Raw genomic sequence first — 15,680 nt, 5'->3', positions numbered from 1 at the left:
TGCGGCACATGTCAAAAGGGCATTCGCTACAAGACCCTTACTTGAATACTTTACGTAAAGAGAAAGTGGGGGTTTCCATCTACCTGGTCAACGGGATCAAACTGCAAGGCACGATCGAGTCTTTCGACCAGTTCGTTATCCTGCTGAAAAACACCGTCAGCCAGATGGTTTACAAACACGCTATCTCTACAGTGGTGCCGGTTCGTCCAATTCGTCTGCCTAGCGCAACCGAATCCGAAGCAGGTGACGCTGAGCCAGGTAACGCCTGATAGGAGTCTCCTTTGTTCTTTGAGCGCCACGGTGGTGGTGAGCGAGTGATCCTCGTTCACTTGGATGGACAGGACCCTGAGGCGCGCGAAGATCCGCAGGAGTTTCAGGAATTGGCTAATTCGGCTGGCGCCGAGACCGTTGCGTTTTTTAACGTGCCGCGTCATCGGCCAACCGCCAAATTCCTGATCGGTAGTGGCAAGGTCGAGGAGTTACGCGACCTGGTTCATGCCGAAAAGGCAGATCTGGTGATCTTCAATCACATCCTCACGCCCAGTCAGGAACGTAACCTCGAACGTGTTTTCGAGTGTCGCGTGATCGACCGCACCGGTCTGATTCTCGATATTTTCGCCCAACGCGCCCGTACCCATGAAGGCAAGCTCCAGGTAGAACTGGCCCAGCTTGACCACATGAGCACCCGGCTGGTTCGTGGCTGGACTCACCTTGAGCGTCAAGGTGGCGGTATCGGCATGCGTGGCCCGGGTGAAACCCAACTGGAAACCGACCGCCGTTTGCTGCGGGTTCGCCTGCGGCAGATCAAAGGCCGGTTGGAAAAAGTGCGCAGCCAGCGCGAACAGTCACGACGTGGCCGTATGCGTGCGGATATCCCTACCGTGTCTTTGGTGGGGTATACCAACGCCGGTAAATCCACGCTCTTCAATAACGTGACGAAATCCGACGTGTACGCGGCTGACCAGTTGTTTGCCACGCTGGACCCGACCTTGCGCCGTCTGGAACTGGACGACCTGGGGCCGATTGTCCTGGCTGACACTGTGGGTTTCATTCGCCACTTGCCCCACAAGCTGGTCGAAGCATTTCGGTCTACCCTCGAAGAGTCGAGCAACTCCGACCTGTTGTTGCACGTGATCGATGCGGCCGAACCGGATCGCATGTTGCAGATCGAGCAGGTGATGGTGGTGTTGGGCGAGATCGGTGCCCAGGACTTGCCGATCCTCGAGGTCTATAACAAACTCGATTTGCTTGAAGGCGTTGAGCCACAAATCCAGCGCGACGAAAACGGCAAGCCTCAACGGGTCTGGCTGTCGGCACGTGATGGCAGTGGTCTGGAATTGCTTGAGCAAGCCATTGCCGAGTTGCTGGGCAGTGAGTTGTTTATCGGTACCTTGCGCTTGCCGCAACGATTCGCTCGACTGCGTGCGCAGTTTTTCGAGCTCGGTGCGGTGCAAAAAGAAGAACACGACGAAGAAGGTGTCAGCTTGCTGGCCGTTCGATTGCCCCGTTCGGAGCTCAATCGGCTGGTCAGCCGTGAAGGCGTTGTGCCGACAGAGTTCATCGAGCAACACACTTTGCAATAAAAGCCTGGAAAAGCGGTTGTGCCGCGGTGACGGGCATTCTGTAGCATTGGTCGGCGCGCCGTGGGTGCGTCTTTGCTTTATCAGATGGAGAGCGCTATGGCTTGGAATGAGCCGGGTGGCAACTCGAATAATCAGGATCCTTGGGGTGGCAAGCGCCGCAATAACGGCGACCGCAAGGGACCACCGGATCTCGACGAGGCCTTCCGAAAGCTGCAGGAAAGCCTGAACGGGTTGTTCGGTGGTGGTAAGAAACGCGGTGATGACGGTGGCGGTTCGGGCAGGAGTGGCGGCTTCGGCGGTCTGCTCGGCATCGGCCTGGTCGTGTTGGCGGCCGTGTGGCTGTACAGCGCGGTCTATGTAGTCGACGAGCAGGAGCAAGCCGTGGTGCTGCGCTTCGGCAAGTACTACGAAACCGTTGGCCCGGGCCTGAACATCTATTTCCCGCCGATCGATCGCAAGTACCTGGAAAACGTCACGCGTGAGCGTGCCTATACCAAGCAGGGTCAAATGCTGACTGAAGACGAGAACATCGTCGAAGTGCCGCTGACCGTGCAGTACAAGATCAGCAACCTGCAGGACTTCGTGCTGAGCGTCGATCAGCCGGAAATCAGCCTGCAGCACGCGACCGAAAGTGCCTTGCGCCACGTGGTGGGTTCCACCGCTATGGATCAGGTGCTGACCGAAGGTCGTGAATTGATGGCCAGCGAAATCAAGGAGCGTCTGCAACGCTTCATGGATACCTATCGCACCGGTATCACCGTCACCCAGGTCAACGTACAGAGCGCAGCCGCACCGCGTGAAGTGCAGGAAGCCTTCGATGACGTGATCCGCGCCCGTGAAGACGAGCAGCGTTCGCGTAACCAGGCTGAAACCTACGCCAACGGCGTCGTGCCGGAAGCCCGTGGTCAGGCCCAGCGCATCATCGAAGATGCCAATGGTTACCGTGACGAAACCGTCTCGCGCGCCAAGGGTGAGGCTGATCGCTTCACCAAGCTGGTGAGCGAATATCGCAAGGCACCTGAAGTGACCCGTCAGCGTCTGTACCTGGACACCATGCAGGAAGTCTTCAGCAATACCAGCAAGGTTCTCGTGACCGGCAACAAGAATGGCCAGAGCAATCTGCTGTACTTGCCGCTGGACAAGATGGTCGAAAGCGGTCGCAACACCAGCACTCCGGTGACCGGCGCGGCAGCCACCAGCAATGAAGCGAATGTGCGTGCAGTCGATCTGCAGCAACAGCAAGCACGCACCAGGGAGAGTCGCTGATGAGCAATAAATCGCTGATCGCCCTTATTGTCGGCGTCGTCGTGGCGATCGCTGCCTGGAACTGCTTCTACATCGTGGCTCAGACCGAGCGTGCGGTGCTGCTGCAGTTCGGTCGTGTGGTCCAGACTGATGTTCAGCCGGGCCTGCATGTGAAAGTGCCTTACGTTAACCAGGTGCGCAAATTCGACGCACGCCTGATGACGCTGGATGCACCGACACAACGCTTCCTGACGCTGGAAAAGAAAGCCGTCATGGTTGATGCCTACGCCAAGTGGCGCGTGAAAGATGCCGAGCGCTTCTACACCGCGACTTCCGGCCTCAAGCAGATTGCTGACGAGCGACTTTCCCGTCGTCTGGAGTCGGGCCTGCGTGACCAGTTCGGTAAGCGCACGCTGCACGAAGTGGTTTCCGGTGAGCGCGATGCGTTGATGACCGATATCACCGCTTCGCTGAACAAGATGGCGGAAAAAGAGCTGGGCATCGAAGTTGTCGATGTTCGGGTCAAGGCCATCGATCTGCCGAAAGAAGTGAACCGCAGCGTGTTCGAACGCATGAGTTCCGAGCGTGAGCGTGAAGCTCGCGAGCACCGCGCCAAGGGTAACGAACTGTCAGAAGGCATTCGTGCCGACGCTGATCGTCAACGCCGCGTGTTGCTGGCTGAAGCCTATCGTGAATCCGAAGAGGTTCGCGGTGATGGTGACGCCCAGGCGGCTGCGATCTACTCCAAGGCCTACGGCCAGGATCAGGAGTTCTACGGTTTCTACCGTAGCCTGCGTGCCTACCGTGAAAGCTTCGCGAACAAATCCGACGTCATGGTCCTGGACCCAAGCAGCGACTTCTTCCGCTACCTGGAAAAAGCCAAGCCTTGATACGACGTTGACCTGAATCATCCCCCGCCTGACGGCTAACACCTCGGGCGGGGTGATCCTTTGGGAAAACGTGTGTATGATGCGGCAGCCGGGAAATTCCCGGCTTTTTTGCGTCTGCACGTTTGATTGCTGTTTTTTATGCAGGCGTCCGAGTTGAATGACTCGACAGGTTTTTCGAGGAAAGTGGTTGGCGAAGCCGATTTCAGGCTTTTCGCCCCGTTGTTCATGCGCGTGGTTTGTGCGCATGAGCCGATCATTTTCTGCTTCACTCAAGGCTCGCCCAAAGGCTTGCCGCCCGGATCATAGGGGAATGGCGTAATGGCAACGGTAGACCGCTGGCTGCTGCCAGATGGCATCGAAGAAGTACTGCCACCAGAAGCGGCGCGCATTGAAGTCGCGCGTCGTCAGGTGTTGGATCTGTTCCAGAGCTGGGGTTACGAGTTTGTCGTGACTCCCCATATCGAGTACCTGGAATCCCTGCTGACCGGCGCGGGCCAGGACCTCGATCTGCGTACCTTCAAGGTCATCGACCCGCAATCGGGTCGGCAGATGGGTTTCCGTGCCGACATTACGCCGCAAGTGGCGCGTATCGATGCGCACACCTTGCGACGCGAAGGCCCGAGCCGTCTGTGCTATGCCGGTAGCGTGCTGCACGCTCAGCCGCGCGCCTTGTCGTCCTCGCGCAGCCCGATCCAGCTGGGTGCCGAGTTGTACGGCGATGCCAGCCCGAGCAGCGACGTGGAAGTCATCAGCCTGATGTTGGCTATGCTGAAACTGGCCGATGTGCCGGATGTGCACATGGATCTCGGTCATGTTGGTATCTACCGTGGCCTGGCTCGCGCCGCCGGTTTGTCCGGTGAAGTCGAGCAACAGCTGTTCGATGCATTGCAACGTAAAGCCATCGACGAGGTCATTACCTTGACCGAAGGCTTGCCTGCGGATCTGTCGGGCATGTTGCGGGCGCTGGTCGACCTGTGTGGCGGCCGTGAAGTATTGAGCGCTGCCCGTGAGCGTCTGGCGAATGCGCCGGCACCGGTACTGGCCGCTCTGGACGACTTGCTGGCGATTGCCGAACGTCTGTCCACGCGCTTCCCGGAGTTGCCGCTGTATTTCGACCTGGGCGAGTTGCGCGGCTACCACTACCACACCGGTGTGGTGTTTGCGGTGTTCGTACCGGGTGTTGGCCAGTCCATTGCTCAGGGCGGTCGTTACGACGACATCGGTGCCGACTTCGGTCGCGCCCGTCCGGCAACCGGCTTCTCTACCGATTTGAAAACCCTGGTGACCCTGGGGCGTGCTGAGATCGAGTTACCGTCTGGCGGTATCTGGATGCCTGACAGTACGGATGCGGCACTCTGGCAGCAGGTTTGCCAGTTGCGCAGTGAGGGTCAGCGTGTCGTTCAGGCGTTGCCTGGACAACCTTTGGCCGCCGCCCGTGAAGCGGACTGCGACCGGCAATTGATTCAGCAGAACGGGCTTTGGCAAGTATCGCCACTGGCTTCTTGAGTTTTCCTGCCGGCCGCGGCCGGCACCAAGTTTGCGCGAATGAGGACAAGTGTTATGGGTAAGAATGTCGTAGTCCTGGGCACCCAATGGGGTGATGAGGGCAAAGGCAAGATCGTTGATCTGCTGACCGAACATGCTGCCGCCGTAGTGCGCTACCAGGGTGGCCACAACGCTGGTCACACCCTGGTGATCGATGGCGAAAAAACCGTCTTGCACCTGATCCCGTCGGGCGTGCTGCGCGAAGGCGTGCAGTGCCTGATCGGCAACGGCGTGGTGGTTGCCCCCGACGCTCTGCTGCGGGAAATCATCAAGCTGGAAGAGAAAGGCGTACCGGTGCGCGAGCGCCTGCGTATCAGCCCGTCCTGCCCGCTGATCCTGTCCTATCACGTAGCGCTGGACCAGGCGCGTGAAAAGGCCCGTGGCGAGCTGAAGATCGGCACCACCGGTCGTGGCATCGGCCCGGCGTACGAAGACAAGGTTGCACGTCGTGGCCTGCGCATCGGTGACCTGTTCCACCGCGAGCGTTTCGCCGCCAAGCTGGGCGAGTTGCTGGATTACCACAACTTCGTTCTGGTCAATTACTACAAAGAGCCTGCGATCGACTTCCAGAAAACACTCGACGAGTGCATGGAATACGCCGAGCTGCTGAAGCCGATGATGCTCGACGTCACCGCTGAGCTGCACGAACTGCGTCGCGCTGGCAAAGACATCATGTTCGAAGGCGCCCAAGGCTCCCTGCTGGACATTGACCACGGTACTTACCCGTACGTCACCAGCTCCAACACCACCGCGGGCGGCATCGCTACCGGTTCGGGTTTTGGTCCGATGTACCTGGATTACATCCTCGGCATCACCAAGGCTTACACCACTCGTGTTGGTTCGGGTCCGTTCCCGACTGAGCTGTTCGATGACGTGGGTGCTTTCCTGGCCAAGCGTGGCCACGAGTTCGGCGCTACCACCGGTCGTGCCCGTCGTTGCGGTTGGTTCGATGCCGTGATCCTGCGTCGCGCTATCGACGTCAACAGCATCTCGGGCCTGTGCCTGACCAAGCTGGATGTGCTGGACGGTCTGGAAACCATCAACATCTGCGTTGGCTACAAGAACCAGGATGGTGCAGTGATCGACGCACCGACTGACGCCGACAGCTATATCGGCCTGGAGCCGGTGTACGAAGAGATGCCGGGCTGGACCGAATCCACCGTCGGTGCCAAGACCCTGGAAGAGCTGCCACAGGCTGCACGCAACTACATCAAACGCGTTGAAGAGTTGGTCGGTGCGCCGATTGACATTATTTCGACGGGCCCGGACCGCAACGAAACCATCGTTCTGCGTCACCCGTTCGCTTAATAAGTCGTTGATGTAAAACACAAAGGCCCCTTAATTGGGGCCTTTGTCGTTTCTGTCTGTCGGACGGCACGACCCTTGCTGTGAACTTCATTAAGCGCATCGCTTCTAGCGTGCCATCAATTTAATGGCGTTAAAGCAGAGGGATTCTAAGTGTCGGCCGTTCTCTCACTGTTACAAAGCCGTCTATTACGGCCTGTGTTCGTTACCCTTGGTATCGCACTGTTTGTGCAGGTGCTGGTGGCTGTCGCCCTGACTCGGAGCACAGTGACCGCACTGGAAGCCGATCTGGGTGTGCGCCTGGGTGCCGACAGTCAAAAACTTTCCGGTGAGCTTGAGCAGGCAGGGCGTGAAGTCACGTCGAGCCTCGACAGTCTCTCCATCAGTACTCGTCAGCGTCTTACGGCGGGTTTGTCCTCGCGATTGAAGGACGAGCAGGCACAACTGCGTGCGACGCTGGAGAAGGATCTGAAGGACTCCGCCAATGATATGGCGCAGCTTCTGGCTTCGGTCGCACCCCGCGCCATGTGGGACAGCGATGTTCCAACCCTGTCCGAATTTGCCCGCCGGGCTCAGCGTAATCCCAATGTGCTATTCGTGGTCTACGACGACGCGACGGGGCAGCATCTGACGCGCTACCTCAACCGCGAGAACCCGATCAACAAGGCGCTGCTTGAGAAGGGTCAGGGCGAGCGCGCCCTGGACAAGGTGCTGGATGCGGCGAAGAACGATCCATCGGTCTATTACCTCGAAGCCTCGATCAATCCTAACGGCGTGGAAATCGGCAAGGTCTTGATGGGCGTCTCGACCGCCTCGGTGGAAACCGATCTGGCGGCCCTGGACAAACGCTTCTCGGCGCTGATCGCCAGCAGTGATCAATTGGTGGGCGATAGCCTCAAGGGCGCGGCAGCTGACAGCGCCACGGCGATGCGTGCGCGTCTGACGTCCGCTCAGTCCACGGCATCTGAAATGAAAGCCAATACCACCAGCACTGTGCAGGAAGCTGCGGCGACCTTGCGCTGGCGCATCGGCATGGGTCTGGCGCTGGTGGGATGCGGTGTGCTGCTGTTGCTCGCGGTGGTGCTGGGCCGTCGGGTGGTCAATCGCTTGAAATTGCTCATCGCTGCCATGGACGACCTGGCTGCGGGCGAGGGCGATCTGACCAAGCGCGTGCAGATCAACAGTAAGGACGAAATCGGCGACATGGCCTCGGCGGTCAATCGCTTTGTGGATAAGTTGCAGCCGATCGTGCGCGAAGCGGGCGATGTGGCTCAACGCACTGGCGTGGAAATCGGCGCCATGACTTTACGCAATGCCGGGGCCGATAAAGCGGCGGGCATGCAGCGCGATGAAGTGGCCGAGAGCCTGCGTGCTTTGTCACAAATGGCTGACGAAGCCCAGTCTGAAAGTCATGCCATGCAGGCAGCTTTGCAGCAAGTGGTGGATATTCGTTCGGCCACGGATGAAAACACGCGGACGTCGGCGAAAGTCGGCAGTCTGATCGAGGCGTTGGCCGGGCAGGTCGACACCGGGGCGAAAGTCATCGAGCGGCTGGCGCAGCAGAGTGAGCAGATTGAAGTGGTGTTGACGGTGATTCACGGGATCGCCGAGCAAACAAACCTGCTGGCGCTGAACGCGGCGATCGAAGCGGCGCGTGCGGGCGAGACTGGTCGCGGGTTTGCCGTGGTAGCTGACGAGGTGCGAGCGCTGGCGAGCAAGACACAGAGCTCCACTGGCGACATTCAGGCGCACATCGTTGCCTTGCAACAAGGTGCGCGTGAGGCGGTGGCAGCGATCGGTCAGGCCGGGCGCCAGGCCAGCGAAGGTTTGCTGGTGCTGCGTGACAGTGCGCGGTTGCAGCAATCGGTGCAGGCGTCGGTCGAGCAGGTTCATGCGGCGATTGGTCTGGCAACGCAGGCGGCGGCGCATCAGGCGCAAGGCGCGCAAGCGGTGCGCGGTCGGGTTGAAACCATTCATGTGCAGGCTGAGAAGGCGGCTCAAGCGGTGGTGGAAACCACGGCCAGCGGCAAGGTGCTGGATGGGTTGGCAGCGCAGTTGAAGGCGAGTCTGGGGCAGTTCCGGGCTTAATATTTGTATTGGTTGGTCTGGCGTCATCGCGAGCAAGCTCGCTCCCACATTGGAATGCGTTCCCCTGTGGGAGCGAGCTTGCTCGCGATAGCGGTCTCAGCGGCTCAAATACATCCGGGTAGTAAGCAGATAAACCGGCAACCCCGACACCAAAATCAACAACGCCGCATAAGGCGCCGCCGCCGCAAACTCTACATTCGCGGTATGCGCCCAGACTTCCGTCGCCAGCGTATTGAGCCCAGTCGGGCTCAGCAGCAACGTCGCCGTCAATTCCTTCATCGCATCCAGAAACACCAGCGCAAACGCCGCGCCCAATGCCGGGAAGATGATCGGCAACGTCACCCGGCAAAACGCACTGAAGGACGACGCCCCCAGTGTGCGTGCAGCCTCTTCCAGTTGCGGCGCAGCCTTGTTCAATGCCGTACGAATCGGCGCCTGTGCCAGCGGCAGAAACAACAGCGCATAAGCAATCAGCAGCAGCGCAGAAGTCTGGTACAGCGCCGGCACATAATGCAGGGCGAAATACACCAGCGTCAGCGCTATCACCAGTCCTGGCAGTGCATGCAGCAGATACGGCAAGCGTTCGGCCCAGATTGCCAACTGGCCTTTGTAGCGCACCACCAACAAACCCACCGGCACTGCCAGCACCAGGCACAGCGCCGCGCCGCCCAGTGACAACGCCAGGGAGGAGAGCAGCGCCTCGCTGATCGCCGCCACCGGGAATGCTGCCGACGAACCTACTGCCAGCCAGTACGCAAGCATCCCGAGCGGAATACCGCTGCCGATGATTGCCAGCGCCATGCAATAAAGTTGTCCGGCAGCAGCCCAAGGCCCCAGCCGAACCTGTTCCGCATGCCGGGCCGCGCCCTGACCGGTACGCACGTGTCGACCCTTGCCGCGTGCGCGCAGTTCCAGCCACAGCAGCATCAGACACAGTGCCAGCAACACCGCGGAAAGCATCGCCGCATTCGCGTTACTGAATTCCAGTTCGAACTGTTGATAGATCGCGGTGGTAAAGGTTTGCAGTCCGATGATCGACAGCGCACCGAATTCCACCAGCATGTGCAGCGCGATCAGCAGCGAACCGGCGAGCAACGAAGGCCAGAGCAGCGGCAGAGTGATTCTGAAAAATACGCCCCAGCGATTTTGCCCCAGTGTGCGGGCGGATTCTTCGAGGGAGGGATCGAGATTGCGCAGGGTCGCCGCGACCGGCAGAAAGATCAGCGGATACTTGGACAGGGTCATCACCAGGATCGCCCCGCCCAAGCCTTCGAAATGAGCGCTCAACGAGACCCAGGTAAAGCTGCTGACAAATGCCGGTACCGCGAACGGCAGGCACAGAATCACGCCCCACAAGCGCCGCCCCGGCAAGTTGCTGCGCTCAAGCAGCCAGGCCAGCGACAGGCCGATCACGCCACAGGCGAGCGTCACACCGACCATCAGCGCCAGGGTGTTGCGCAGCAGGCCAAACACATAAGGGCGCCACAACAAATGCAGCGCCTCGGCCCAACCGGCCTGCCAGGTTTTGAGCCCGACATACGCCAGCGGCAACAGGCTGAGTACCACCAGCAGCAAAACCGGTAGCAACAGCCAGATCGATGGCCGCTTGCGCCGCGGTACGTAACCCCCGCGCGTGACGGGAGCTGATAACGATGCGCTCATCAGTTCAAGCCAACGTCACGTTCCAGGTCCAGGGCTTCTTCGGCATTGCCGAGATCGGCTGGCGTGACCTTCGGTGCTTCGAGCTCGCTAAACGGCTTGAGCCCACGATCCGATTCCATGCCTTTGTGCAGTGGGTATTCAGCGGTGGTCTGAGTGATCACGCGCTGACCCTCTTCGCTGGCCATGTAGGCGAGAAATTGCTGGGCTTCTTTTGGATGCTTGCTGGATTTCAGCACGGCCGCACTGGAAACAGTGATCAGCCCACCGACGTCGCCGCCGGTGAAATAATGAAGTTTCGAATCGAGCTGGCCTTTTTCGCGCTGCAAGGCGAACCAGTAATAGTTGTTCACCAGCACGGTGGCGACTTCGCCGTTTTCCACTGCCTTCAGTGCAACCATGTTGTTGCTGTAGGTCTTACCGAAAGCACGCAAGCCGGTCAGCCATTCTTCGGCCGCGTCCATGCCGTGCACTTTGATGATTGCCACAGCCTGTTCCTGGAAGGCGCCGCTGGTAGGCACGAAACCGACCTTGCCTTGCCATTTCGGGTCAGAGAACTCCATCACCGACTTCGGCAGATCCTTCTCGTCAATTAGCTTGGGGTTGTAGGCGACGACGCGGACTCGCGCGGTGATGCCGATCCAGGTGCCATTGCCAGCGACATAGTTTTTCGGCAGAACGGCAAGGGTGGCGGCATCGGTCTGGGCCAGAAGGCCTTGTTCGCCGAGTTTGTTCAATGGTGGTGATTCTTCGGTGTAAATCACGTCGGCGGGGGAGCGATCACCTTCTTCTACGACCTGGCTGGCGAGCTGATTGCTACTGCCCTTGCGCACGTTGACGTGAATACCGGTCTTGGCTTCGAAGGCTTTGGCGATGGCGTCGCCGACTTCCTTGTGTTGACCGTTATAGAGCGTCAGGGAAACCGGTTCGGCGGCTTGGGTGAGGGGAGTGGCGAGTGCCAGGCCGAGCAGGGTCATGGTCAGGCCGCGGCGTAGGGTATTTCGAAACATCATTCGCAAGGTTCCTCACTGTCGCATTGCAAAAACTTGAAACAATGATAAACGATATTGTTTCTCAAGTGCGCCTTGCAGCGGGTGAGGGGTTGGTAGGAGCTGCCGAAGGCTGCGATCTTTTGATCTTGATTGTTGGTGGAGCTGAAATTGCTGAAGATCAAAAGATCGCAGCCTTCGGCAGCTCCTACACAAACCCCGGAAACGCAAAAACCCGCTTTCGCGGGTTTTTGTGAAATTTCAGATCGACTCTGAAATTTGAATTGGTGCCCAGAAGAAGACTCGAACTTCCACGACCTTGCGGTCACCAGCACCTGAAGCTGGCGTGTCTACCAATTTCACCATCTGGGCATAATCTTCAGCGTTGCCGCTGTTGATGTGGCGCACTATACGGAGAGCTTTTTGATCTGTAAACCCCTGATTTAGTTTTAATAAATCAGAGGCTTAGAATGCAAAAAACCCGCTTTCGCGGGTTTTTGTGTGAGCCTTGAAATTGATCTAATCTCAAGCTCGAAATTGGTGCCCAGAAGAAGACTCGAACTTCCACGACCTTGCGGTCACCAGCACCTGAAGCTGGCGTGTCTACCAATTTCACCATCTGGGCATTATCGACAATGCGTCTGCGTCGTCGATGGCGCGCACTATACGGAGCGTCTTTTTAACTGTAAACCCCTGAGGTCTAAAAAACCTGGAAAATTTTACCAATGGCATTTAATTCAGCTTCGCGCTGTCGATAAAGGGCTTTAGATGGGCTGTCATAGCCTGAAATTTCCCGTTTCATTACGCCTATGCCAAACTAACCCGCATATAGACAAGGTGAAAACTCTCTAATGGCCGATTGGCAGTCCCTCGATCCCGAGGCCGCTCGTGAAGCGGAAAAATATGAAAACCCTATTCCTAGCCGCGAACTGATCCTTCAGCACCTTGCTGATCGGGGTTCGCCTGCTAACCGCGAGCAGCTGGTCGAAGAGTTTGGTCTGACTACAGAAGATCAGATCGAAGCCCTGCGCCGCCGCCTGCGCGCCATGGAGCGCGACGCTCAACTCATCTATACCCGTCGCGGCACCTATGCGCCGGTGGATAAGCTCGACCTGATCCTGGGCCGCATCAGCGGTCACCGTGACGGCTTCGGCTTCCTGGTCCCGGACGACGGCAGTGACGACCTGTTCATGAGCCCTGCGCAAATGCGTCTGGTGTTCGATGGCGACCGTGCGCTGGCCCGTGTTTCCGGTCTTGACCGTCGCGGTCGTCGCGAAGGCATGATCGTCGAAGTGGTCTCCCGTGCCCACGAGACCATCGTCGGTCGCTACTTCGAAGAGGGCGGTATTGGTTTCGTCGTTGCGGACAATCCGAAGATCCAGCAAGAAGTGCTGGTGACGCCGGGCCGTAACGCCAACGCCCAGATCGGTCAGTTCGTCGAAGTGAAGATCACTCACTGGCCGACACCACGCTTCCAGCCGCAAGGCGACGTGGTTGAAGTCGTGGGTAACTACATGGCGCCGGGCATGGAAATCGACGTTGCCCTGCGCACCTACGATATTCCTCACGTCTGGCCTGAGGCTGTGCTGAAAGAAGCCGCCAAGCTCAAGCCGGAAGTCGAAGAGAAAGACAAAGAGAAGCGCATCGACCTGCGTCATCTGCCGTTCGTGACCATCGACGGCGAAGACGCTCGCGACTTCGATGACGCGGTCTACTGCGAAGCCAAGCCGGGCAAGCTGCGCCTGTTCTCCGGCGGCTGGAAGTTGTACGTGGCGATTGCCGACGTTTCCAGCTACGTGAAAATCGGTTCGGCGCTGGATAATGAGTCCCAGGTTCGCGGCAACTCGGTGTATTTCCCCGAGCGCGTCGTGCCGATGCTGCCTGAGCAGCTGTCCAACGGCCTGTGCTCGCTGAACCCGCACGTCGATCGCCTGGCCATGGTTTGCGAGATGACCATCTCCAAATCCGGGGAGATGACCGACTACTGCTTCTACGAAGCGGTGATTCACTCCCACGCTCGCCTGACCTACAACAAGGTCAGCGCGATGCTGGAAACGCCGAAAGTCACCGAAGCTCGCCAGCTTCGTGGTGAATACAACGACGTTCTGCCGCACCTCAAGCAGCTTTACGCACTGTACAAAGTGCTGCTGGCCGCTCGTCACGTGCGTGGCGCGATCGATTTCGAAACGCAGGAAACCCGGATCATCTTCGGGACCGAGCGCAAGATTGCCGAAATCCGTCCAACCGTTCGTAACGACGCCCACAAGCTGATCGAGGAATGCATGCTGGCGGCCAACGTGGCCACCGCCGAATTCCTGAAAAAGCACGAAATCCCTGCGCTGTATCGCGTCCACGATGGCCCGCCGCCGGAGCGTCTGGAAAAACTGCGCGCTTTCCTTGGCGAGCTCGGCCTATCCCTGCACAAAGGCAAGGACGGCCCATCGCCGAAGGATTACCAGGCATTGCTGGCGAGCATCAAGGACCGTCCGGATTTCCATCTGATCCAGACCGTCATGCTGCGTTCGTTGAGTCAGGCGGTGTACAGCGCCGATAACCAGGGCCACTTCGGCCTGAATTACGAAGCCTATACCCACTTCACCTCGCCGATCCGCCGCTACCCGGACTTGCTAACGCACCGGGCGATTCGCAGCGTCATCCATTCGAAAATGGACACCCCGCACGTTCGCCGTGCTGGCGCGATGACCATTCCGAAAGCGCGCATCTATCCGTACGACGAAGCGATTCTGGAGCAGCTCGGCGAGCAGTGCTCGATGAGCGAGCGCCGTGCCGACGAAGCGACCCGCGATGTCGTGAACTGGCTCAAGTGCGAGTTCATGAAAGACCGCGTGGGCGAATCGTTCCCGGGTGTGATCACTGCCGTGACCGGTTTTGGTCTGTTCGTCGAGCTGACCGATATCTACGTCGAAGGCCTGGTGCACGTCACCGCGCTGCCAGGCGATTACTACCACTTCGATCCTGTGCACCACCGCCTCGCCGGTGAGCGTACCGGTCGCAGCTTCCGCCTTGGCGATACTGTTGAAGTGCGCGTCATGCGCGTCGACCTCGACGAACGCAAGATCGACTTCGAGATGGCTGAAAAAACCATCAGCGCGCCGATCGGTCGCAAGAAGCGCGGGACTGAAACCGCTGCACCAGCTACCAAAACGGCTGCAGAGCCGGCCCCGGCGAAAACCGGTCGTCGTCCTGCCAAGGAAAAGGCTGGCGAAGCCTATCGTCCAAGCGATGCTGCGGCGAAAAATGCTGAATTGCGCAAAAGCCGTGAGATGAAGCAGGCGTTGCTGTCTGAAGCGAAAAGTGGCGGTAAAGCGGCGTCTGGGGGAAAGACCGGGCGGTCGGCGCCTGACAAGGCTCCCGGCGGCAAGCCAGCCAAACCGAGCAAACACCGTAAAGGCCCGCCAAAAGCGGGTTCTGCTCCAGCCGCCAAAAGCGGCGGGGCGCGTAAACCGAAGGCCAAGTCATGAGTCAGTTGGAAAAGATCTACGGCGTGCACGCTGTAGAAGCGTTGCTGCGTCACCACCCAAAACGCGTCAAGCAGATCTGGCTGGCCGAAGGCCGCAGTGATCCGCGGGTTCAGACGCTGATTGAGCTGGCTAACGAAAATCGCGTGGCCGTCGGCAACGCCGAGCGCCGTGAGCTGGATGCCTGGGTTGATGGTGTGCACCAGGGCGTGGTGGCGGACGTGAGTCCGAGCCAGGTCTGGGGCGAGGCGATGCTCGACGAGCTGCTCGATCGCACCGAAGGCGCGCCGCTGTTGCTGGTGCTCGACGGCGTGACCGATCCGCACAACCTCGGCGCTTGCCTGCGTTCGGCCGATGCGGCCGGCGCATTGGCGGTGATCGTGCCGAAGGACAAGTCAGCCACGCTGACCCCGACGGTGCGAAAAGTCGCTTGTGGCGCGGCGGAAGTGATTCCGTTGGTCGCCGTGACCAACCTGGCGCGCACCCTGGAAAAACTCAAGCAGCGCGGCCTGTGGGTCGTCGGTACTGCGGGCGAGGCCGAGCAGAGTCTGTATCAGCAAGACATGACCGGCCCGACCATCCTGATCATGGGCGCGGAAGGCAGCGGCATGCGTCGCCTGACTCGCGATCTTTGCGACTACCTGGTGCGCTTGCCGATGGCTGGCAGTGTCAGCAGTCTCAACGTATCCGTGGCGACCGGCGTGTGCCTGTTCGAGGCCCTGCGCCAGCGTGGCGTCAAAGCCGCCGGAACCGGTAAAAAGTCTTAAACCAGACTCGATCCAAACTGTGGGAGCGGGCTTGCTCGCGAAGGCGGAGTGTCAGTCGACAGAAATGTTGCCTGATACACCGCATTCGCGAGCGAGCCCGCTCCCACAGTGGTTTGTGGTGAAGCAAAAA

Annotated in this window: 12 protein-coding genes and 2 tRNA genes; 10 read left to right on the top strand and 4 right to left on the bottom strand. The window is 59.2% G+C overall.

The features are described from left to right. Nucleotides 1–8 precede the first annotated feature (8 nt). The 7 genes from hfq (at nt 9) to CUN63_RS09635 (ending at nt 8,656) form a co-directional block, all read left to right on the top strand. Nucleotides 9–269: an RNA chaperone Hfq gene (gene hfq, locus CUN63_RS09665; protein WP_007902656.1), complete on the top strand. Its 261-nt coding sequence runs from the start codon at nt 9–11 to the stop codon at nt 267–269. Between the two features lie 12 nt (nt 270–281). Next, a complete protein-coding gene (gene hflX / locus CUN63_RS09660) occupies nt 282–1,583 on the top strand; it encodes a ribosome rescue GTPase HflX (RefSeq protein ID WP_033055543.1) in 1,302 nt (433 codons plus the stop codon). A gap of 96 nt (nt 1,584–1,679) precedes the next feature. Beyond that, nucleotides 1,680–2,849 carry an FtsH protease activity modulator HflK gene (gene hflK / locus CUN63_RS09655; protein ID WP_129438974.1) on the top strand — a complete coding sequence of 390 codons (1,170 nt, stop codon included), beginning with the start codon at nt 1,680–1,682 and terminating at the stop codon, nt 2,847–2,849. Next, the gene (gene hflC, locus CUN63_RS09650; RefSeq protein WP_008156983.1) at nt 2,849–3,718 is read left to right on the top strand and encodes a protease modulator HflC; all 870 of its coding nucleotides are present in this window, start codon (nt 2,849–2,851) and stop codon (nt 3,716–3,718) included. The genes hflK and hflC overlap by 1 nt, the downstream gene beginning before the upstream one ends. A 318-nt stretch (nt 3,719–4,036) precedes the next feature. Next, on the top strand, nt 4,037–5,224 hold the full coding sequence (locus CUN63_RS09645) for an ATP phosphoribosyltransferase regulatory subunit (RefSeq protein ID WP_129438972.1): 1,188 nt from the start codon (nt 4,037–4,039) through the stop codon (nt 5,222–5,224). Nucleotides 5,225–5,278: 54 nt separating this feature from the next. After that, complete coding sequence (locus CUN63_RS09640) at nt 5,279–6,571, top strand: adenylosuccinate synthase (RefSeq protein ID WP_010464193.1); 1,293 nt, start codon at nt 5,279–5,281, stop codon at nt 6,569–6,571. 150 nt (nt 6,572–6,721) lie between these two features. Further along, nucleotides 6,722–8,656, top strand: a complete 1,935-nt coding sequence (locus tag CUN63_RS09635) for a methyl-accepting chemotaxis protein (RefSeq protein WP_129438970.1) — start codon at nt 6,722–6,724, stop codon at nt 8,654–8,656. A gap of 96 nt (nt 8,657–8,752) precedes the next feature. Here the strand turns inward: CUN63_RS09635 and CUN63_RS09630 are convergent, their stop codons facing one another. Both CUN63_RS09630 and CUN63_RS09625 read right to left on the bottom strand, forming a co-directional pair. Next, entirely contained in the window at nt 8,753–10,318 is a 1,566-nt protein-coding gene (locus CUN63_RS09630; RefSeq protein ID WP_129438968.1) for an iron ABC transporter permease, read from the bottom strand. Then, on the bottom strand, nt 10,318–11,328 hold the full coding sequence (locus CUN63_RS09625) for an iron ABC transporter substrate-binding protein (protein ID WP_129438966.1): 1,011 nt from the start codon (nt 11,326–11,328) through the stop codon (nt 10,318–10,320). The genes CUN63_RS09630 and CUN63_RS09625 overlap by 1 nt, the downstream gene beginning before the upstream one ends. Before the next feature lie 23 nt (nt 11,329–11,351). Between CUN63_RS09625 and CUN63_RS09620 the strand changes: the two genes are divergently transcribed. Continuing rightward, complete coding sequence (locus CUN63_RS09620) at nt 11,352–11,561, top strand: hypothetical protein (protein WP_129438964.1); 210 nt, start codon at nt 11,352–11,354, stop codon at nt 11,559–11,561. Nucleotides 11,562–11,589: 28 nt separating this feature from the next. Here CUN63_RS09620 and CUN63_RS09615 read toward each other — a convergent pair. Both CUN63_RS09615 and CUN63_RS09610 read right to left on the bottom strand, forming a co-directional pair. Then, nucleotides 11,590–11,676: transfer RNA gene (locus CUN63_RS09615), tRNA-Leu, on the bottom strand. Between the two features lie 166 nt (nt 11,677–11,842). Further along, nucleotides 11,843–11,929, bottom strand: a tRNA-Leu gene (locus CUN63_RS09610). Nucleotides 11,930–12,155: 226 nt separating this feature from the next. On the opposite strand from CUN63_RS09610, the gene rnr reads away from it, so the two are divergent. Together rnr and rlmB are read left to right on the top strand one after the other, a co-directional pair. Beyond that, nucleotides 12,156–14,786: a ribonuclease R gene (gene rnr / locus CUN63_RS09605; RefSeq protein WP_129438962.1), complete on the top strand. Its 2,631-nt coding sequence runs from the start codon at nt 12,156–12,158 to the stop codon at nt 14,784–14,786. Then, entirely contained in the window at nt 14,783–15,550 is a 768-nt protein-coding gene (gene rlmB / locus CUN63_RS09600) for a 23S rRNA (guanosine(2251)-2'-O)-methyltransferase RlmB (protein WP_129438960.1), read from the top strand. The genes rnr and rlmB overlap by 4 nt, the downstream gene beginning before the upstream one ends. Nucleotides 15,551–15,680 lie beyond the last annotated feature (130 nt).

It is taken from the genome of Pseudomonas sp. ACM7 (assembly GCF_004136015.1).
Taxonomy (GTDB): domain Bacteria; phylum Pseudomonadota; class Gammaproteobacteria; order Pseudomonadales; family Pseudomonadaceae; genus Aquipseudomonas; species Aquipseudomonas frigoris.
Note: the sequence above shows the minus strand (reverse complement) of the source record. Positions and strands in the feature narration are given on the sequence as shown.